Below are 19489 nucleotides of genomic sequence, written 5' to 3'. Positions count from 1 at the left end.
GCAAAACACCAAAAAAGCCTGAAGACCGCCGCCGAGTTAGCATAATTCGCCGATTGGCACGCGAGCCTACCGCGCTATAGATCGCGGTCCCAGGAGGCTTCATGACCGCACGTTCGATCATTCCCGTAATACTCTCAGGCGGTTCCGGCACACGCCTCTGGCCGATGTCGCGGCCCGAAATGCCCAAACAGATGCTCGCGCTGACCGCGAACGAGACGATGCTCCAGCTTACTGCAGGTCGCGCGCAGGGCGAACGCTATGCCCCGCCGATCGTGGTGGCCAACGCACGCCATGCCGATCTGGTCGAACAGCAGCTTGCCGACGCCGGCGCGACTCCGCAGGCGCTGATCCTCGAACCCGCCGGGCGGAACACCGCCCCGGCGATCGCGCTCGCGGCCATCGCTGCAGGTGGCGGCGGCGATGCATTGCTGGTGATGCCGTCCGATCACGTCATCGGCGATCTCGCGGCCTTCCACGCGGCGATCGAAGCGGCGATGCCGCTGGTCAAGCAGGGCTGGCTCGTGACCTTCGGAATCGCCCCCGACGCGCCCGAGACCGGCTATGGCTGGATCCAGATCGGCGACGAACTCCAGCCCGGCGTCCACCGGGTCGCGCGGTTCGTCGAGAAGCCCCCGCTCGACAAGGCCGAGGCGATGCTCGCGAGCGGCGATCATGCCTGGAACGGCGGCATCTTCCTGTTCCTCGCCGACGCATATCTGGAGGCGCTGGCGCAGTTCGATCCCGGCATTCTCATCGCGACGCGCGAAGCGATGGACAAGGCGCGGGTCGAGGGCGCGCGAATCTATCCCGACGCCGTCGCCTTCGCCGCGTCGCCCGACGATTCGATCGATTACGCGGTCATGGAAAAGGCCGATCGGGTCGCGGTGGTCCCGGTCGACATGGGCTGGAACGACGTCGGCAGCTGGGACGCACTGCACGCGATCAGCGATGTCGACAGCGATGGCAACGCGCATCGCAGCCAAGGAGACGGCGGCGTGCTCGCGATCGACACCAAGAACTGCTTCGTGCGCAGCGACGGCATCCGTGTTTCGCTGGTCGGGGTCGAGGATTTGATCGTGGTGGCCAGCGGCAACGACGTGCTGATCATGCCGCGCGGCCGCAGCCAGGAGGTCAAGAAGCTGATCGAGGCGATGAAGGCGAAGGGCTGACGCCTGCGCCTGGGACCACGACCGCGCCGGTTTTGGACAAGCCGATCCGGCGCTTGCGAACCTTGGCGAGCGCCGCGAGTGGAGCAACCGGCAGACGGTAGCGGCTACCGACCTCTCATGGCCGGTTGCGTCGTTTCGGCACTTTCGAGAGCAGCGTGAGCAGGGTCGGCAGATCGTCCGTGATCATCGTGTCGGTCGGGGTTTGCCACGAGGTTCGCAGGGTCTCCCCCACCTCGTCCAATCGCACGTCGCGCGAGCGTCTCAATTTCTCGTCTCGCACTGCTACCCTCGATACGCCTACGGAATACCCGGCGGGTCCTGGGGGACGAGGACACCGCCGGGCTTATCGAAAGAAACCGGTGGCGGCACCGCTGGTTCCCTCGACCGGACGGAATACCATGTGAAACTTACGGGGCTTTCCCCACTGGCGTCGGGAGATCGGGTTCGCCTAGTATGATGTTCATCATCCGGGAGTTTTCGTCATGGATCGTCGCCACTTCCTCGCATCCGGGGGCGTCGCCGCACTCGCCACCACGCTGCTTCCATCGGGCGGTTTGGCGCAAGCTCTCGCGCAACCGGCGGGCGATACCGGGCTGAACGCCGAATTCGAGCGGATATTCCAGCGCAGCGTAGCGCGGTCGCCCGAGCTTGCCACGTCACTGGGTCTCGACAAGGGGCCGCTCGCGGGTTTGAAAAGCCAGCTTTCGCCACGCACGCCCGACAAGCGCGCGCGCGATGTTGCGGAAACGAAGGCGGCGTTGGCGAGCCTTGCACGCTACGACGGCGCGGCGCTGTCGCCAGCCGCCAAGCTGAACCTCGAAGTGGTGCGCTACTCGCTGAACACGCAGATCGCCGCGCCCGAAAAATTCGGCATGGACAGTCCGATCCGCCCCTACCGCATCTTCCAGCAGGGCGGCGCCTATTTCCAGGTGCCCGATTTCCTCAACACCGCGCACACGATCGCTGCGACGGCGGATGCTGAGGCGTATCTGGCGCGGCTCGACCAGTTCGGTACGGTGCTCGACCAGGAAAGCGCGATGCAGCAGGCGGAGGCAACGCGCGGCCTGCTCGCGCCCGGCTGGTCGCTCGATCTGACGCTCGGCCAGATGCGAAAATTGCGGGGTCAGCCAGCGGCGACGTCGAGCATCGTCCAGTCGCTGGTAAAGCGGGCCGCCGCCAAGGGCCTCACCGGCGACTGGCAGGCACGTGCGGCGAAGATCGTCGACGACAAGGTGTATCCCGCGCTCGACCGCCAGATCGCGCTGATCGAGCGGCTGAAGCCGACCACCAAGCCCGGCGACGGGATCTGGCGCGTGCCGAACGGCGACGCGATCTATGCGATGGCGCTCAACCAGGCGACGACCACGACGATGAGCCCCGACGAGGTCCACCGCATCGGCCTCGCGCAGGTCGCCGAGATCACCGCGCAGCTCGACACGATCCTGAAGTCGCAGGGCTACACGACGGGCACGGTCGGCGAACGGCTCGCCAAGCTGAACGTCATGCCCGATCAGCTCTATGCCAATACGGCTGAGGGCCGGACCGAGCTGATCGCCGGACTGAACGACGGCATCAAGGCGATGTACACCAAGCTGCCGCAAGCCTTTTCGGAGGTGCCGACGCAGCCGCTGGAGATCCGCGCGGTGCCGGTCGAGATCCAGGACGGCGCGTCGAACGGCTACTACAACCGCGCCTCGCTGGATGGCAGCCGCCCGGCGATCTACTTCGTCAATCTAAAGGACGTCGGCGACTGGCCGAAATACACGCTGCCGTCGCTCACCTATCACGAGGGCGTGCCGGGGCATCACCTCCAGATCAGCCTCGCGCAGGAATCCAAGGACATTCCGACGCTGCGGAAGATCGGCTTCTTCTCGGCCTATTCGGAAGGCTGGGCGCTGTATGCCGAACAGTTGGCAGACGAACTCGGCGCCTATGCGACGCCGCTCGAGCGCGCGGGGTATCTCCAGTCGTTCCTGTTCCGCGCGACGCGACTGGTGGTCGATACCGGCATCCATGCAAAGCGCTGGAGTCGCGAGAAGGCGACCGACTACATGGTCGCGACGACCGGCTTCGCACGGCCCCGGACGCAGCGCGAGATCGAACGCTATTGCACGCAGGCCGGGCAGGCGTGCAGCTACAAGGTCGGCCACATGGCTTGGACGCGCGCGCGGGTGAAGGTGAAGACGGCGCTGGGCGACAAGTTCGACCTGAAGCAGTTCCACGACATCCTGAAGGAAGGCGCGATGCCGCTGACCATCTTGGAACGCCGCGTGGACGAACGGATCGCGGTGATGAAGGCGCGGGGATAAGCGAGATCCGCCGGTTTTCGCGAGATCGGGAACCGGCGGCGGCCAGTGCTAATCGTGAGCGAGCTTGAGCCGAAAGGGCAAACTCAAGTCGTTATCGCTCGCCTGATCCAGCGTATCAACGAAAAACGGTCTGCAAATAGTCGTCATTAACCCGCCGCAACCCCTCCCTTGCCACCAGCATGTGCGGTTCTTTCAACCCCCACACCAATCCTGCCCGCCGCAGAATCAGGAGCACCCACCAACCCGGATCATGCTGGCCCGGTTCGATGCCCAGCCCAGCAGATTCGGGCCAAGCGTGATGATTTCCATGCCACGCTTCTCCAAAGGTAATGAGCGCCGCAGCGGGCAGGTCGTGCCCCTGAACGGCAACACTATCGACACTCCAACCTTGTGGTCCACTGCGATGCGTGATGTGGCCGACCAGCCAATGGCCGGTCACGCCGACCGCAATACGCACCGGCACCCCCCAGATCAGCCACGGCAGCCCGCCAACCAAAAAGAACAGCAGCGCCCATGGAAGCTGTTGCGCCATCCATGTGCGTTCGAGGAACCGCAGCACGCGATCCTCGCGTAGATGCGGATCGAGTTCGAACCGAGGCGGATGATCAAGGTCAAGACGACAGTGCATCTGCCACCAGGCGTCGCGGAGAAACGATGCACGATGTGCGTGCAGATCGTGGCATTCCGCCTGTCGCTGCGCCCAATCGCGCGTGTCGTGCAATCGTACCATGCCGAGCGGTCCTGCCATGCCGACGAGCGTGCCGAGATAGGCGAGGATGCGCTCAAACCAGCGCGGTGCATCGAGACTCCGGTGGATCAGCAGCCGGTGTAGCCCAATCGAATGGCCGAGACAAAGCGTGACGGCCGAAGTGACTAGCCAGAGCAGCACTGCACCGGGCGTGACGTATAACGGCGCCAGCAGCAGCGCAGATCCCGTCATACCAGTAATCCACAGCGAGCGCACCGGAGACCATTTCACTTTGCCGTGCCGCGCATCGGTCAACGGGAATGGAATGATGCGCGCGGTAGACAGGCAAACCATCGAACGTCCTTTCGGCAATTAGGTATATTCCTAAATATCGATTTCGGTTTGTCAATGCTTAGCTTACCGCCTAAATGATCAAGGATGCAGCGTGTCTTTGAAGCTCTCTCGTCGTCGGTACGGCGCAAGATTCTTGCCTATCTGGCTCATGCCGAACTGAGCGCGGGCGAAATCGCTTCGCGCTTCTCCATGTCGAAACCCTCGATCTCGCAGCATTTGTCGATTCTAGAATCCGCAGGGCTAGTAGTTAGCGAGAAGCGCGGCCAATTCGTTTTCTATCGCCTTGTACCGGAAAGCGTTGCCAACACGCTCAATGGCTTCGTGCAGGAAGTCTGCCCCGTGGCACGTCCGCTAAAACGCGAGAGCGCAACACTAGCTCGCAAGGCTGGGGACGAACCCTGATTATATCCCCGCCTGCCGTTCGTGCTGCGAAATACACAATCTTGCGTAATCCGAGGCGGAGTGCTCGATCACAGTCAGTTTCCGAAATGACGTAGCGCTTCCCATGCATGGCGGGTCTTCTTACCCGCCGCGCTTCAGCGTCAACCCCGCCTACTTGCCGCTCGCGCCGAGCGTTTGCGCCGCCACGCGGACCGTCGCCGTCTGCACGATGTCCGCTGCCGAGGTCGCCAGCATGACCTTGTAGTCGCCGCCGGCGATCTTCCAGCCGCCGCTGGCGACGTCGAACGTCGCGAGCAGGCGCGGGTCGATCGTTACCGACACCGTCTGGCTCTTGCCCGGTGCGAGATCGACCTTGCGGAACGCGCCGAGCCGCTTGGGCGCTTCCCAGCCCGCGCCGGACACATAGACCTGCGCGACCGCCTTGCCCTGTACCGCACCGGTGTTCTGGACGGTGAAGTCCGCCTTGATGCCCTTGCCGGCGGGTGCCGCGGTCAGGCCTCTCATTGCGAAGTTCGTGTAGGACAGGCCGTAGCCGAACGGAAACAGCGGCTTCGCGCCGGTCTTGTCGAACCATTTATAGCCGACCGCGGCGCCCTCGATGTCGTAATTGCCCATCGGATGCGAATCGCGGTCGAGCTTGGGATCGCCCTCGAGCTTGGGCCGTGGGGTCTGCGCGAGCGACGCCGGGAACGTCGCCGGCAAGTGGCCCGACGGATTGACCTCACCGGTCAGCACGCGCGCGATCGCCTCGCCGCCTGCCGTACCAGGGTACCACGCCTCCAGCACCGCGCCGACCTTGCCGAGCCACGGCATCACCACCGGACCGCCGGTTTCGAGCGCCACCACCGTCTTCGCGTTCGCGCGCGCGACCGCGTCGATCAGCGCGTTCTGGTTGTCGGGCAGGTTCAGGTCGGGAACGTCAAATGACTCGCCCGTCCACTGCTCGCCGAAGACGACGACGACATCCGCCGTGCGCGCCGCCGCAGCCGCCGCCTTCACGTCCTTGCCGTCGAGGTAGGTGACGGTCGCGCCGGTCCGCGCCTGCAACGCCTTCATCGGTGACGAGGCATGGTAGGTCTTGGGGCCAGGGAAGCCGCTCGGGAATTCGTCGGGTACGACCAAGCCGTTGGTCGGCGCATTGTGCGAATAGACCTGGCTCGACCCACCGCCCGACAGCACGCCGACATCGGCATGCGCGCCGATCAGCAGAATCGACTTGGCCGACTTGGCGAGCGGCAGCAGCCCCGCGGTGTTCTTGAGGAGGACGATGCCCTCCTCCGCATCCGCGCGGGTCACCGCGGCATGCGCGGCATAATCGATCTTGGTTGCCTGATCGCCGTTCACGACGGTGTCGAACGCGCCGACCGACACCATCCCCCACAGCACGCGGCGCGCCATGTCGGTCGCGCGCGCTTCGCTGACATGGCCGTTGTTGACCGCCTCGCGCAGCGCATCGGCAAAATACGCCGAGCGATCGAACGCCCAGCCCGACTGCTGGTCGAGCCCGGCATTGGCGGCTTCGCTGGTCGAATGCGTCGCGCCCCAGTCGGACATGACATAGCCCTTGAAACCCCAGTCGCGCTTCAGGACTTTGTTGAGCAACCAGTCGTTCTCGCACGCATAATGGCCGTTCACGCGGTTGTACGAGCACATCACCGAGCCGGGCTGGCCGACCTCGTTGGCGATCTCGAACGCGAGCAGATCGGACTGGCGTGCCGCCTGTTCACCGATCTTGTGATCGATGTTGTTGCGGTTCGTCTCCTGGCCGTTGAACGCGTAGTGCTTCATCGTCGAGACGACGTGCTGTGACTGGATTCCCTTGATCTCGTGCCCGGTGATGACGCCCGCCAGCAGCGGATCCTCGCCGGCATATTCGAAGTTGCGCCCGTTGCGCGGCTCGCGCGTGAGATTCATGCCGCCCGCGAGCTGCACGTTGAAACCCGACAGGAACGCCTCCCGGCCGATCATCGCGCCGCCGGCCTGCGCCATCTCGGGGTTCCAGGTCGCCGCGGTCGCGATCCCCGACGGCAGCGAGGTGCGGAGGCGCGGCGTCGGCCCGCGTTGGCTGGCAACGCCGACGCCGGCATCGGTCTCCCACTGGTTGGGGATGCCGAGCCGCGGGATACCGGGGACGATCCCGGCGGACGCGGGCAGGCCGTCCTTGGGATAGACCCAGTTCTTGACCGGCGTCTTGAGCCAGTCGGCGTTGGTCGCGAAATAGCCGAAGGTGAGCTGCAATTTCTCGTCGAGCGTCATTTCCTTCAGGAGCAGGTCGACGCGCGCATCTGCGCTCAGCGTGGTCTTCATCCACGGTTGCGCCTTGGGCGCCTCCATCCGTGGCGCCGCCGCACCTGGCGCATTGTTCGTCGTCTGCGCAGCAATCGGCGCCGATAGCGCGCAAGCACACCCCGCCAGCGATCGAAGCAACAAAGCGCGGTTTCGGCGTGCGATCATCGGGCATCTTTCTGTTGGCAGCAAAGCATACCGGTGTGTGTCGTGTCTCTCCGCGCCGCGCAACTGCGCAGCGGCGAAGGCGTCCGCCAAGCCGCGCTTCATCGGACGGCAAAGGAGCTATCGGTCGTCAGCCGAGCAATCGCGCCATCCACGCCGCCGCTTCGCTCCAGGCGACCTTGCGCTCTTCGAGCCACGCATCGTGATAATAAGTGCAGCCATAGCGGTCACCGCCATCGCACAACAGCGTGACGATGCTGCCCGTCTCGCCCGCCGCCGCCATCTCCTCGATTAGTTGTGCACAGGCCCAGAGGTTGGTGCCGGTCGAACCACCGACGCGACGGCCGAGCCGGTCGGACAGCGCGCGCATCGCACCGATGCTGTCGGCATCCTCGACCGCGATCATCCGGTCGATGACGCTCGGCACGAAGCTCGGCTCGACGCGCGGCCGCCCAATCCCCTCGATCCGCGACGCGCACCCCTCGGGCAACGCGACCACCGAGCGGTCCTCGAAATGGCGGTGAAACACCGAGTGCATTGGGTCCGCGACGCAGAGTTTCGTGTCGTGCCGGCAATAGCGGATGAACCGCCCGATCGTCGCCGAGGTGCCGCCGGTCCCCGCGCCGCAGACGATCCAGGACGGGCACGGATGCTCCTCCTCGGCCATCTGCGCGAAGATGCTTTCGGCGATGTTGTTGTTGCCGCGCCAGTCGGTCGCGCGCTCGGCATAGGTGAACTGGTCGAGATAATGCCCGCCGGTTTCGGCCGCGAGCCGGTGCGACACCGCGTAGACGGTGCGCGGATCGTCGACCATGTGGATCTCGCCGCCGTGAAAGCGGATCGCGTCGAGCTTCGGCTTGGCGGTCGTCGCCGGGACCACCGCGATGAACCGCAGTCCCAGCATCCTGGCGAAATACGCCTCCGACACCGCGGTCGATCCCGACGAGGATTCGATCACCGTCGTCTCCGGCCCGATCCATTCGTTGCACAGCGCGTACAGGAACAGCGACCGCGCAAGCCGATGCTTGAGGCTGCCGGTCGGGTGCGAACTCTCGTCCTTCAGATACAGCACGATGCCGGGGTACCGCGGCAGGTCGACGCGGATCAGATGCGTGTCGGCGGACCGGTTATAGTCCGCCTCGATCCGCCGCACCGCCTCCGACAACCAGCGTCGGTCGACGCGCTTCGTCACCCTTGCAGCCCGTGGCGGACCAGCATCGCGGTAGGCTCGGGATCACGCCCGCGGAATGCACGGAAGCTCTCCGCCGCCGGCCGCGTCGCGCCACGCGCGAGCACTTCCTCGCGGAACCGGTCGCCGGTCTTGCGATCGACCAACCCCGCTTCCGCGAACGCCTCGAAGCCGTCGGCCGCCAGCAGTTCAGCGTAGAGATAGCTGTAATAGCCCGACGCATAGCCCCCTGCGAAAATGTGGCTGAACGCGTGCGGGAAGCGGTGCCATGCAGGCGGGCGGATCACCGCCACCTCGTCGCGCACCGCCTCGATCACCTCGATCGGATCGCTGCCCATCGTGCCGAGATGCAGGAGCAAGTCGAACAGCGCGAACTCGACCTGGCGCAAGATGAACATCCCCGCCTGGAAATGCCGCGCCTTCACCATCCGCTCGAACAGGTCGGCGGGCAGCGTCTCGCCCGTCTTGTAATGCCCCGACATGCCGGTCAGCACGTCCTTGTCCCAGGCGAAATCCTCCATCAGCTGGCTCGGCAGCTCGATCGCGTCCCATTCGAAGCCGTTGGTGCCGGCGATGCTCGGCCGGTTCACCTTGGTGAAGAGCAGGTGGATGCAGTGGCCGGTCTCGTGCAGCAAGGTCGTCACGTCGTTGTGGCTCAGCAGCGACGGCGTCTCACCGCCATCCGGCGCGAAATTGCAGACGAGATACGCGACCGGCACCGTCACGGTATTGCCGTCGTGCAGCCGCGGCCGCGCCTGCGCCATCCACGCGCCGCCACGCTTGCCGGTCCGCGCGTGGAGATCGAGATAGAGCCCGGCGAACACCGTCCCGCTCTCGTCCACCACGTCGAAGAACCGCGCATCGTCATGATACAGCGACACGTCGGCGCGCTCGACGAGCTTGATGCCGAACAAGCGCTGCATCAGAGTCTGCCAGCCCTCCATCACGCGCTCGACCGGGAAATACGCCTTCACCACCTGCGCATCGACCGCATAGCGATCCTGCCGCAGCCGGTTCGACACGAAGCCCGCATCCCACGGCTCGAAATCGGCGATCCCGAGCTGCTCGGCGGCAAACGTCTTCAGCTCGGCAAGGTCGCGCTCAGCCGCCGGCTTCGCACGCCGCGCCAGATCGCGCAGGAACGCGATCACCTCGGCACCATTCGGCGCCATCTTGGTCTCCAGCGACCACGCGACCGGATCGGTGAAGCCGAGCAGCTTCGCGCCCTCGTGCCGCAGTTCGAGGATCCGCGCGATCCGCGCGCTGTTGTCGAACTCGCCCGCGTTCGGCCCCTGGTCCGACGCACGCGTCGCGAACGCGCGGTACATGCGCGCGCGCAACTCGCGGTTCTCGGCGAAGGTCAGCACCGCGTTGACGCTCGGCTGTTGCAGCGTGACGAGCCAGCCCTCCTGCCCCTTCGCCTTGGCGGCATCCGCGAACATCGCCTTGTCCGCATCCGAGATCCCCGCGAGGTCAGCCTCGTGCGTCACCAGCTCCGACCAAGCATCGGTCGCATCGAGTACAGCGCTGCCGAACTCGTTCGACAACCCCGAAAGCTCGACCGAAATCTCGCTGAACCGATCGCGCGCCTCGGGCTCCAGCGCGACACCCGACAACGTGAAGTCGCGGATCGCCTGCTCGACCGCGACCCGGTCTTCGACGGGCAGGTCGGCAAACTCGGGCGACACGCTCAACGCCACGAACACCTCGTACAGGTCGCGGTTCTGCCCGACCTTCATGTCGTTCTCGACGAGCCGCTTCTGCCCCTCGGAATACGCCGCGCGCAGCTCGGGCGTGTCCGCAACGCCATGCAGATGCGACACCGCCGACCAGATCGCGCCGATCTCGGTATTCGCGCGCTCGTACGGCAGCCACGCACCCGCGAAATCGGTCGGCCGCGCGGTCGTCAGAGCCTCGACCATCGCCTCATGCCGCGCGATCGCCTCGTCGAGCGCAGGCGCGATCTGGTCGGGCGACAGTTCGGCGAAACGGGGCAGCGACAGCGTATCGAGAAGCGGGTTCGTCGGGGCAGTCATGGATAATCCTTCAGCATTCGACGACGTTGACGGCCAGGCCACCAAGCGACGTCTCCTTATATTGCGAGCGCATGTCCTCACCGGTCTGGCGCATCGTCTCGATCACCGCATCGAGGCTGACGATATGGCGACCGTCCCCGCGCAGCGCCAGATACGCGGCGTTGATCGCCTTGATCGCGCCCATCGTATTACGCTCGATGCAGGGAATCTGGACCAGCCCGCCGATTGGATCGCAGGTCAGGCCGAGGTTGTGCTCCATGCCGATCTCGGCCGCATTCTCGATCTGCGCATTGGTCCCGCCCAGCGCCGCGACCAGCGCCCCCGCCGCCATCGAGCACGCGACGCCGACCTCGCCCTGGCACCCCATCTCCGCCGCCGAGATCGACGCGCGCTTCTTGTAGAGGAACCCGATTGCGGCCGCGGTCAGCAGGAAGTCGTGCGCGCCCTTCGCCGTCGGGCCCTTCGTAAACGTCTCGTAAAACCGCAGCACCGCCGGCAACACGCCCGCCGCGCCATTGGTCGGCGCGGTCACGACGCGGCCCCCCGCGGCATTCTCCTCGTTCACCGCCAGCGCGTACAGGCTCACCCACTCGAACACCGCGGAGGGATCGGCCGCGGTATCGCGCGCCTGCAACCCCTCGAACAGCGCCTTCGCCCGACGCGGCACCTTCAGCCCACCCGGCAGGATACCGCCCTGCCGACACCCGCGATCGATCGAAGCGAACATGGCCGCGCGGACGGCATCGAGGAACGCATCGGTCTCGCTCTCCGGCCGCCAAGCGATCTCGTTCTCGCGGACGATATCGGCGATCGTCATCCCCGTCGCATCGCCGGTCGCGAGCAGCCCCGCCCCCGACGAAAACGGCCGCGGCAATAGGATGTTGGCCTTGACCGGCCCCGACCCCGCCTCGACGATCGCCCCGCCACCGATCGAGAAATAGGTCCGCTCGACGCTGTGTCCGTCACCGAACGACGCGGTGAAGGTCACCGCGTTGGGATGCCCCGGCAGGAACGTCTTCGAATGAAATAGGAGGTGCTGGCTCTCCTCAAACCCGATCTCGACCCGCTCCGCCAGCATCAGCCGTCCGCTCGACCGGATCGCCGCCAGCCGCACCGGGATCAGGTCGGGATCGATCGTCTCGGGCTGCGCGCCACTCAGGCCCAACATAACCGCACTGTCGGTCGCATGCCCGCGCCCGGTCAGCGCCAGCGAACCGTACAGGTCGACGCGCACCGCCACCGGCTTATCGTCGGCGACCAGATCCGCGAACAACCACGCCGCACGCATCGGCCCGACGGTATGCGAACTCGACGGCCCAATCCCGATCGTGAACAGGTCGAGTATGCTGATCGCCTGATGGCAATCGGGGCGGGCACGCGTTTGTTCGTCCGCACGATCGAGCGTCAACGGAGTCACGCGGAGGCACCCGTGCTTGGTTGGGCATCATGGTGGACGACCGCAGCGCCCGCGCCGGCGCGCCTCGCGAAAACGTCCATCGGGCTCATGTCTTTCATACCATCGGCGATCATGACGATGCTCTTAGCCACATCGTTCGAAGACCGCATGCACATTGCGCGATCCGGGCGCGATCCGGGCGCGATCCGGGCGCGATCCGGGCGCGATCCGGGCGCGATCCCGACGCGACGCAGGCGTGATCCTGATCATCGTGCAGAAGCGAATTCGTGCGGACTGGACGTCGGGCGTTGCTGCAGACTTTCCGGCGGGCGGGGGTGCCGAAACGGCTCGCGCGAGAAAAGGGAATAACGCGTGCGAGCCGCAGTCCAGCACCTCGGTACGGTCTTGGGACGTACGCTAGGCTCAGGCGGCATGCACCCCATAACGGATTGGATCAAGTGAATATTTGAACATGAAGTATGCCGGCTCGCCTGGGTGACGAGCCGCATGGATTGGCAAACCGACATACCCCCTCATCAACCCGCGACGCTGCAGAACGGGCGCAATCCCTGGCGGCCCCTGTGACATGATCCGATCGTCATCCCGGTACTCGGCGCAGTGCTCGGCGCAGTCCTCTCGGCGGTCCGCGTCGCGGCTCAGATCAGCGCGTCCAGCAGGCCGATCAGGGGGCGGTCGGCGGGCGGCATCGGCAAGGCATGCATGTCCGCCGGCCGAACCCACCGCAACGCGGTTGCCTCGATCGCGCGGGGTACGCCGCTCCATTTGCGCGTGATATAGAGCAGCAACAACAGGTGGCGGTCGCCCAGCGGCGCGCTCGCGAACGCAGCAGGCGCGAGACAGGCATGCGGGACCGCGATCGCGAGTTCCTCGCCGAGCTCCCTGATCAACGCGGCCTCGGGAGTCTCGCCAGGTTCGACCTTGCCGCCCGGAAACTCCCACAATCCCGCCAGCGACTTGCCCTCCGGACGCTGCTGGAGCAGCACGCGGCCCTCCAGGTCGACCAGCGCCGCCGCCACGACGGGTAGCAGCAGGGGCGCGGCCGGAATGGTTCGATCGTTGGTCATTCTTTAATTCCGCCCGACTAGAGTGCCGGCCATGAGGCCAAAATTTTCCGTGACGACCACGGTCGCCAGAACGATGTCCCGAACGATCTTTCGTGTCTGGCGCGACACGCGCGGCGCGACCGCGATCGAATACGGTCTCATCATCGCGCTCGTGGTGCTGGCGCTGATCGTCGGCCTGACCGCACTCGCCAACACGACGGTGGGGATGTGGGGCAACGTCAATGACAAGGTCGCCGCCGCACGCTGAACATATCGATAAACCGCGTGGCCCTTAAACCTTTCTCAACTCACCGCTTCTAAACGTCGAACTGCTGATCCGGCCCGTCCGGTCCAGCCGGGTGACACTGAAGCAATCCAATGATGGAGACCGGAATGAAGACGATTCGCAACTTTTTCAAGAATTCCAAGGGCGCAACCGCAATCGAGTACGGCCTGATCGCCGCGCTGATCGCCGTTGCCGCTATCGCCGCAATGCAGGGCCTGGGCACCAGCCTGAACAAGACGTTCAACAACGTCAGCTCGCAGATGAAGGCCGGCTGATCGTTAGCGCGCCGCAAGGCGCGCAACGTGACGACAGGGCGGCGAAACTCCGGTTTCGCCGCCCTTTTTCGTGCCCGCAGTAGAACGGGATTTTACAGGCGACCCATTTTGAGAAACTTAGCCTGACGATCCTTGCGCAGATCCGCCGGCGACAACGCCACGAGCGCCGCGAGCGACTCGTCCAACGCTGCCCCAAGCGACTCGATCGCGCGCGCCCGATCGCGGTGTGCGCCACCCAGCGGCTCCGCAACGATACCGTCGATCACCCCGAACGCCTTCAGGTCCTGCGCGGTGATGCGCATCGCTTCGGCAGCCTCGGGCGCCTTGTCTGCCGTGCGCCACAGGATCGAGGCGCAGCCTTCTGGGCTGATCACCGAATAGACCGCGTGTTCGAACATCAGCACGCGATTACCCGCCGCGAGCGCGACCGCGCCGCCCGAGCCCCCCTCGCCGACGATCGCCGCGACGATCGGCACGCCGGCGTTGAGGCACGCTTCGGTCGAACGGGCGATAGCCTCGGCCTGGCCGCGCTCTTCGGCCTGGATGCCGGGAAATGCGCCCGAGGTGTCGACCAGCGTCACGATCGGCAGGCCGAACCGGTTGGCGAGTTCGACCAGGCGGATCGCCTTGCGATAGCCCTCGGGCTTGCCCATCCCGAAATTGTGGCGAAGGCGGCTCGCGGTGTCGTCGCCCTTCTCGTGGCCGAGCACCATGATTTTCCGCCCGCGGAAGGTTGCGAAGCCGCCGAGGATAGCCTGGTCGTCACCGAATGCGCGGTCGCCCGCGAGCGGTACGAACTCGTCGAACAGCGCGGCGACGTAATCCTTGAAATGCGGACGCTCCGGGTGACGCGCGACCTGCGTCTTCTGCCACGGTGTCAGCCGCGCGAAGGTATCCTTCAGCAGCTTGTCGGACTTGGCCTGCAGACGGGCGATGTCGGCGGCAAGGTCGACGCTGCCTTCGGCGGCGGTGTCGCGGAGTTCGTCGATCCGGCCCTGAAGTTCGGCGATCGGTTTCTCGAAGTCGAGGAAGCTTGGCATAGGCGGCGGTTACGGTGCGGGCGGGCTCGCGTCAACGCGGCGGCAGGTCTGACAGCGGATGACGCGTGTTGACGAGTTCGACGAGCCGGCTCGAATCGACGTGCGTGTAGATTTCCGTCGTGGCGATATCGGCATGGCCGAGCATCGACTGGAGCGCGCGCAAATCTGCCCCCCCCGCCAGCAGATGCGTGGCGAAGGCGTGGCGCAGGACGTGCGGGCTGACTCGGTCGGGCGGGATACCGGCCTCGGCAGCGAGCGCCTTCACGATCTGGTACAGGCGGATGCGCGAGAGATGACTCTTGCCGGACGGAAACAGCCAGAGCCGATCCGCCGCGACGTGCGTCCGCCAGACCGCCACCGCCGCGCGTGCGCGATCGGAGATCGGAACGAGCCGCTCGCGCCCGCCCTTGCCGCGTAGGATCAGGAAGGGCCGGTCGGGGTGGACCGCGTTGCGCGGCAGGCTCACCAGTTCGGTCGCGCGCAGGCCCGAGCCATATAGGAGTTCGAACAGTGCGGACAGCCGCAGGTCGTTGGGATCGAGCGGATCGCGCGCCGCGCGCGTCGCGATTTCGGCGAAGAGGCGGTCGACATCGGCATGGCTGAGGATCCTGGGCAGCGCGCGCGCGGTGCCTGGACGCGGAAGCGCCTGCCCCGGATCGTCGGCGCGGTGGCGTTCATCGGCCAGGAACGCGAAGAAACGCCGGAGCGACGCCGACTTACGCCCGACGGTCGATCGCGACAGCGCGGACCAGCCATTGGCAAGAATCGCCAGCGCGTCCGCATCCGCCTCGACCAGACCCCCATCGAGGATTTGCGACGCAAGCGTCAGATCGCTCCGATACGCGGCGACGGTATTGGCCGCCGCCCCGGCTTCCGCAGTCATCATTTCCAGGAACCGATCGATCAGCGCGCGATCGCCAGCATGGCTCACGCGCGCGCGATCGCCTCGGCCGCGAGCATGCGGGCGTCGCCATCGAGCCCGACCGCGCGCAACGCGCCGACGATCCGGTACAGCGCCTCAGGGGGTATGTCCTTCCAACCCGACGCCTGCATGCCGACAGCGGCGAGCAGCACCACGGTGCCCGACTGCCCGGTCCGCGCGGCGCGATCGAGCGCGCGCGTCCAGGCATTCGCCGCGCCGATCCGCACGTCGAGCGCCGCCGCTGCGCGTTCTATGTCACCAGAAGCAAGGCGACCGAGCCCGGCGAGTCCCGCGAACAGCATGCGTTGCTTCAGCGCTGAATCGCCCTCGCCGCCCGAATAGGCGGCGAGATCGGCATAGCTCATCCGCCGATAGGCGTCGGGATCGCTGAGCATGATCATCGCCCACGCGTCGCCGCCGGCAGGAACCGTGCCGAGCCACCGTGCCGCCGTGCGATCGAGCCCCGCGGCCAGCATCGCGGCGACCAGATGATCGGCCTCGTCCTTGCCCGTAGCAGGATTCATCCGGGCCGCCGCGCGCGCGGTGAGCACCAGCCGCGCATAGGCGGGTCTGGCCGCCGGACCGCCCCAGAGCTGGCGAAGCGCAGTCATACGGGCCTCGGCGTTGCGATCGGCATAAGCGGTCTGAAGATCGTTGGCGGTGGCGCTCACCGCGCTCGACGTGTCCTCGTCCTCCGCCGCGGCGGCGTAGAGATCGACCAGCGCGGCGCTGGAGAGCACCCCCTGTGCGGCCGCCGCCTCGGCAGGCGCCAGCCGATCGCCGAGCGTCACCGATGGCGACAGGGCCTGCCAGTATTTCACCTGCCGGCCCGCGCTCGCATAGAGTTCGTCGGGTACGGCTACTCCGGTCGCCATCGCCAGCCCGAACCGCCACGCGGTCAGCTGATCGACGCCGTCCCACTCGATCGTGACGGCCTGGCGACCCTGTGCGCCGGCGCCGACCACCTTCTGCGCGAGCAGCAGATCGACGCCGCTCGCGACATTGCGGCGCTTGGCGGTCGCGATCAGCGGACTCGCCTGCGCCGGGTTGCCCGACAGACCCGCACACATCGCCTGCGCCATCGTCCAGCCGCGCGCCGGAGCGTACCGCATCGCCCCCGTCACCAGCGGGCAGAGCCCAGCCGGATCGCCGGTCGCGAGCGAGGCGTTCATCGCGACCTGATAGAGCTTCGGCGTGTAATTGTCGGTATCGACGCCCTGCACGACCGCGCGCGCGGAGACCGATTCGCCCATCCGCAGCAACAGCCAGGCTCGCTCGGCGGCGAAATCCGCGCCGTTGGTGTGGCTGGGTGTATCGACCCGCGACACCAGCGCGCGCCGCAGCAGGATCGACATCCAGCGCGACGGCAGAGGCGCGGTCAGCCGGCGCATCAGCGTCTCGACATACTGGCCATCGGCCTCGCCGAACGCATCCGTTTCCAGCCCGCCCTCACTCGCGGTGACCGGTCCGACCGTCTCGAGCGAACGCCGCGCGGATTCGGGCATCTCGTACCGCGCGAGCACGGTCGGGTCGATCGCCGCCGGGGTGGCGACCGGCGTCGGGGTCGGCACCCCGTCGGGCGTCGCCGACGGCAGCGGCTGGATCATCGCGCTCGGCGGCAGCGCTTGCGACGGTGACGTCGTCGGGCGCGCCGGTTGCGGACCCGACGCAGGCGTCGTCGGGCGCGGCACAGCGGGAGCCGGCGCGGGGGTCGGTTCGCCGAAGCCCGGCGGCAGGATCGATTCGGGACGATCCTGGCCGATTGCCGGGGCCAGCGCTCCCAGCGCTCCGACGGCAACCGCCGCCGTCAGTGTGGCCTTAAGAGAGGTTCGCAAGCGTCACGGCCTTCTCGACGCGGCTCTGCGGACGCTCGGTCGCGCGACCGGCCAGCAGGAACAGGCCGCCGACCACGACCACAAGAACGACGACGACCGAAACGATGAAACGGGACATACGACGTAACCTTGCAGTGAATAGAACAAACCGGGCGCCAAGAGCTTTTGCCCTCGCGCGGAGCCGCTGTATAGCGCGGGCTACGATGTTGCAAAGCCACAACCCTTCAGGCGGACCTGCCGGCGGCCGCCGCCCCGCCCCGATCGATCGCCCGATCGTGCTCGTCGGGCTGATGGGCGTCGGCAAGACCACCGTCGGCCGCCGTCTCGCGCTGCGCATGAACCTGCCGTTCGTCGATGCCGATCACGAGATCGAGGCCGCGTCGGGCATGAGCGTCGCCGAGATCTTCGCCAAATACGGTGAGGACTATTTCCGCGATGGCGAGCGCCGCGTGATCGCGCGGCTGATCGACGGCACGCCCAAGATCATCGCGACCGGCGGCGGCGCGTTCATCAACGACGACACGCGGGCGCTGATCCTGCGCGATGCGGTGTCGGTGTGGCTTAGCGCGCACCCCGACATCCTGGTCGAGCGCGTGGGCCGGCGCGACACGCGGCCTTTGCTGCGTAACCGCGACGCGGGGAAAGTGCTCGCCGAACTGGCGCGCGTGCGCAACCCGATCTACGCGCAGGCGCACATCCATATTGTCAGCAACAAGACGCCGCACGAAGCGACCGTCGCCGCTATCCTGAGAGCGCTTGGCCGATGAAGACCGTTATCGTTGAACTGGGTGCGCGGACCTATCCGATCCATATCGAAGCTGGCATTCTCGCGCGGGCTGGCGAGTTCCTTGCGCCGCTCGCGAAGGGCCGGCGGGTGGCGATCGTCACCGACGAGAATTTGTCGTTTCACCTCGCGACGTTGCAGACCTCGCTGACCGCTGCGGGGATTGCATCCGAGGCGATCGTTCTGGCACCCGGCGAGGGCAGCAAGAGCTGGGCGACGCTGGAGATGCTGTGCGACCGGTTGCTCGAACTCGGCGTCGAGCGCGGCGATCACGTCGTGGCGCTGGGTGGCGGCGTGATGGGGGACCTGGTCGGGTTCGCCTGCTCGATCCTCAAGCGCGGGTGTAACTTCGTCCAGATCCCGACGAGCCTGCTCGCGCAGGTCGACAGCTCGGTCGGCGGCAAGACCGCGATCAACACGAAGGCCGGCAAGAATTTGATCGGCGCGTTCCATCAGCCGGTGATGGTGCTGATCGACCCGCAGGTGCTCGACACGCTGCCGATCCGCGAACTCCGCGCGGGCTATGCCGAGGTCGTGAAATACGGCCTGATCGACGACTTCGCGTTCTTCGAATGGTGCGAGGCGAATGGCGCCGCGTTACTCGCGGGCGACATAGGCCTGCGCGAATACGCGATCGCGCACAGCGTTTCAGCCAAGGCGCGGATCGTCGCGGCGGACGAACATGAGACTAACGGAACGCGGGCCCTGCTCAATCTCGGGCACACATTCGGGCATGCACTGGAAGCGGAGACCGGGTTCTCGCAGGCGTTGATCCACGGCGAGGGCGTCGCGGCAGGCTGTTCGCTCGCCTTCGGGTTCTCGGCATCGCAGGGCATCTGCTCGGGTCAGGATGCCGAGCGCGTAGCGGCGCATTGGCGGGACGTCGGGCTGCCGGATAGTCTGGCGGCTACGAAGATCGGCGCGAGCGGTGCGCGGCTTGTCGATCATATGCGCCATGACAAGAAAATGGCGGCGGGCACCCTGCCCTTCCTGCTCGCGCGGGGGATCGGCCAGACGTATCTCGACAAGACCGTCGACCTCGCCGACGTCGAGACCTTCCTCGACGCGCAGCCCCGCTGATGCCGAACGGTGTCGCCAAGCAGAACCTGCCGACCAAGGTTTGCCCAGCGTGCGAGCGGCCGTTCACGTGGCGGAAGAAATGGGCGCGCGACTGGGACAGCGTGATCTACTGCTCCGATGCGTGCCGGAAGAAGCGATGATTCTTCGATCCTCCCCCGCAAGGGGGAGGTGGCTGGCCCTTGCCAGACGGAGGGGGAGGCAAGTGAAAA

Annotated in this window: 18 protein-coding genes; 8 read left to right on the top strand and 10 right to left on the bottom strand. The window is 66.3% G+C overall.

All coding sequences use genetic code 11. The features are described from left to right. Window positions 1-101 precede the first annotated feature (101 nt). Window positions 102-1169 carry a mannose-1-phosphate guanylyltransferase/mannose-6-phosphate isomerase gene (locus O6Y00_RS01945; RefSeq protein ID WP_353440967.1) on the top strand — a complete coding sequence of 356 codons (1068 nt, stop codon included), beginning with the start codon at window positions 102-104 and terminating at the stop codon, window positions 1167-1169. A 482-nt stretch (window positions 1170-1651) separates the two neighbouring features. After that, window positions 1652-3478 carry a DUF885 domain-containing protein gene (locus tag O6Y00_RS01940; protein ID WP_353440966.1) on the top strand — a complete coding sequence of 609 codons (1827 nt, stop codon included), beginning with the start codon at window positions 1652-1654 and terminating at the stop codon, window positions 3476-3478. Window positions 3479-3593: 115 nt separating this feature from the next. Here O6Y00_RS01940 and O6Y00_RS01935 read toward each other — a convergent pair whose 3' ends face one another. Further along, entirely contained in the window at window positions 3594-4481 is an 888-nt protein-coding gene (locus O6Y00_RS01935; RefSeq protein ID WP_353440965.1) for an acyl-CoA desaturase, read from the bottom strand. Window positions 4482-4604: 123 nt separating this feature from the next. Here O6Y00_RS01935 and O6Y00_RS01930 point away from each other — a divergent pair, with 123 nt between their 5' ends. Further along, window positions 4605-4922 carry a metalloregulator ArsR/SmtB family transcription factor gene (locus O6Y00_RS01930; protein WP_353440964.1) on the top strand — a complete coding sequence of 106 codons (318 nt, stop codon included), beginning with the start codon at window positions 4605-4607 and terminating at the stop codon, window positions 4920-4922. A 150-nt stretch (window positions 4923-5072) separates the two neighbouring features. On the opposite strand, the gene O6Y00_RS01925 is transcribed toward O6Y00_RS01930, so the two are convergent. The 5 genes from O6Y00_RS01925 to O6Y00_RS01905 form a co-directional block, all read right to left on the bottom strand. Further along, window positions 5073-7376 carry a glycoside hydrolase family 3 C-terminal domain-containing protein gene (locus O6Y00_RS01925; RefSeq protein WP_353440963.1) on the bottom strand — a complete coding sequence of 768 codons (2304 nt, stop codon included), beginning with the start codon at window positions 7374-7376 and terminating at the stop codon, window positions 5073-5075. 127 nt (window positions 7377-7503) lie between these two features. Then, window positions 7504-8565, bottom strand: a complete 1062-nt coding sequence (locus tag O6Y00_RS01920) for a PLP-dependent cysteine synthase family protein (protein WP_353440962.1) — start codon at window positions 8563-8565, stop codon at window positions 7504-7506. Further along, window positions 8562-10598 carry a M3 family metallopeptidase gene (locus tag O6Y00_RS01915; RefSeq protein WP_353440961.1) on the bottom strand — a complete coding sequence of 679 codons (2037 nt, stop codon included), beginning with the start codon at window positions 10596-10598 and terminating at the stop codon, window positions 8562-8564. The genes O6Y00_RS01920 and O6Y00_RS01915 overlap by 4 nt, the downstream gene beginning before the upstream one ends. Before the next feature lie 10 nt (window positions 10599-10608). Continuing rightward, a complete protein-coding gene (locus O6Y00_RS01910) occupies window positions 10609-12006 on the bottom strand; it encodes an L-serine ammonia-lyase (protein WP_353441389.1) in 1398 nt (465 codons plus the stop codon). A gap of 644 nt (window positions 12007-12650) precedes the next feature. After that, on the bottom strand, window positions 12651-13079 hold the full coding sequence (locus O6Y00_RS01905; protein WP_353440960.1) for a (deoxy)nucleoside triphosphate pyrophosphohydrolase: 429 nt from the start codon (window positions 13077-13079) through the stop codon (window positions 12651-12653). 73 nt (window positions 13080-13152) lie between these two features. Here O6Y00_RS01905 and O6Y00_RS01900 point away from each other — a divergent pair, with 73 nt between their 5' ends. Together O6Y00_RS01900 and O6Y00_RS01895 are read left to right on the top strand one after the other, a co-directional pair. After that, window positions 13153-13326 carry a Flp family type IVb pilin gene (locus O6Y00_RS01900; RefSeq protein WP_353440959.1) on the top strand — a complete coding sequence of 58 codons (174 nt, stop codon included), beginning with the start codon at window positions 13153-13155 and terminating at the stop codon, window positions 13324-13326. A gap of 125 nt (window positions 13327-13451) precedes the next feature. Further along, a complete protein-coding gene (locus O6Y00_RS01895; RefSeq protein ID WP_353440958.1) occupies window positions 13452-13619 on the top strand; it encodes a Flp family type IVb pilin in 168 nt (55 codons plus the stop codon). A gap of 92 nt (window positions 13620-13711) precedes the next feature. On the opposite strand, the gene O6Y00_RS01890 is transcribed toward O6Y00_RS01895, so the two are convergent. From O6Y00_RS01890 to O6Y00_RS01875, 4 genes are read right to left on the bottom strand one after another with little or no spacing between them, the layout of a single operon-like run. Continuing rightward, entirely contained in the window at window positions 13712-14659 is a 948-nt protein-coding gene (locus tag O6Y00_RS01890; protein ID WP_353440957.1) for an acetyl-CoA carboxylase carboxyltransferase subunit alpha, read from the bottom strand. A 31-nt stretch (window positions 14660-14690) separates the two neighbouring features. Further along, the gene (locus tag O6Y00_RS01885; RefSeq protein ID WP_353441388.1) at window positions 14691-15545 is read right to left on the bottom strand and encodes a tyrosine-type recombinase/integrase; all 855 of its coding nucleotides are present in this window, start codon (window positions 15543-15545) and stop codon (window positions 14691-14693) included. A gap of 41 nt (window positions 15546-15586) precedes the next feature. Next, entirely contained in the window at window positions 15587-17416 is a 1830-nt protein-coding gene (locus O6Y00_RS01880; RefSeq protein WP_353440956.1) for a hypothetical protein, read from the bottom strand. Continuing rightward, complete coding sequence (locus tag O6Y00_RS01875) at window positions 17400-17534, bottom strand: hypothetical protein (protein ID WP_267904487.1); 135 nt, start codon at window positions 17532-17534, stop codon at window positions 17400-17402. The genes O6Y00_RS01880 and O6Y00_RS01875 overlap by 17 nt, the downstream gene beginning before the upstream one ends. Window positions 17535-17619: 85 nt before the next feature. Here O6Y00_RS01875 and O6Y00_RS01870 point away from each other — a divergent pair, with 85 nt between their 5' ends. The 3 genes from O6Y00_RS01870 to O6Y00_RS01860 are packed head-to-tail and all read left to right on the top strand — an operon-like array spanning window position 17620 to window position 19420. Further along, window positions 17620-18183 carry a shikimate kinase gene (locus tag O6Y00_RS01870; RefSeq protein ID WP_353440955.1) on the top strand — a complete coding sequence of 188 codons (564 nt, stop codon included), beginning with the start codon at window positions 17620-17622 and terminating at the stop codon, window positions 18181-18183. After that, window positions 18180-19280: a 3-dehydroquinate synthase gene (gene aroB, locus O6Y00_RS01865; protein ID WP_353440954.1), complete on the top strand. Its 1101-nt coding sequence runs from the start codon at window positions 18180-18182 to the stop codon at window positions 19278-19280. The genes O6Y00_RS01870 and aroB overlap by 4 nt, the downstream gene beginning before the upstream one ends. After that, complete coding sequence (locus O6Y00_RS01860; RefSeq protein ID WP_082444318.1) at window positions 19280-19420, top strand: DUF2256 domain-containing protein; 141 nt, start codon at window positions 19280-19282, stop codon at window positions 19418-19420. The genes aroB and O6Y00_RS01860 overlap by 1 nt, the downstream gene beginning before the upstream one ends. The last annotated feature ends 69 nt before the right edge of the window (window positions 19421-19489 follow it).

This window comes from Sphingomonas faeni, from assembly GCF_040407565.1.
Lineage (GTDB): Bacteria > Pseudomonadota > Alphaproteobacteria > Sphingomonadales > Sphingomonadaceae > Sphingomonas > Sphingomonas faeni_F.
The sequence above is the reverse complement of the archived record's forward strand: the minus strand, read 5'-3'. Positions and strand labels throughout refer to the sequence as shown.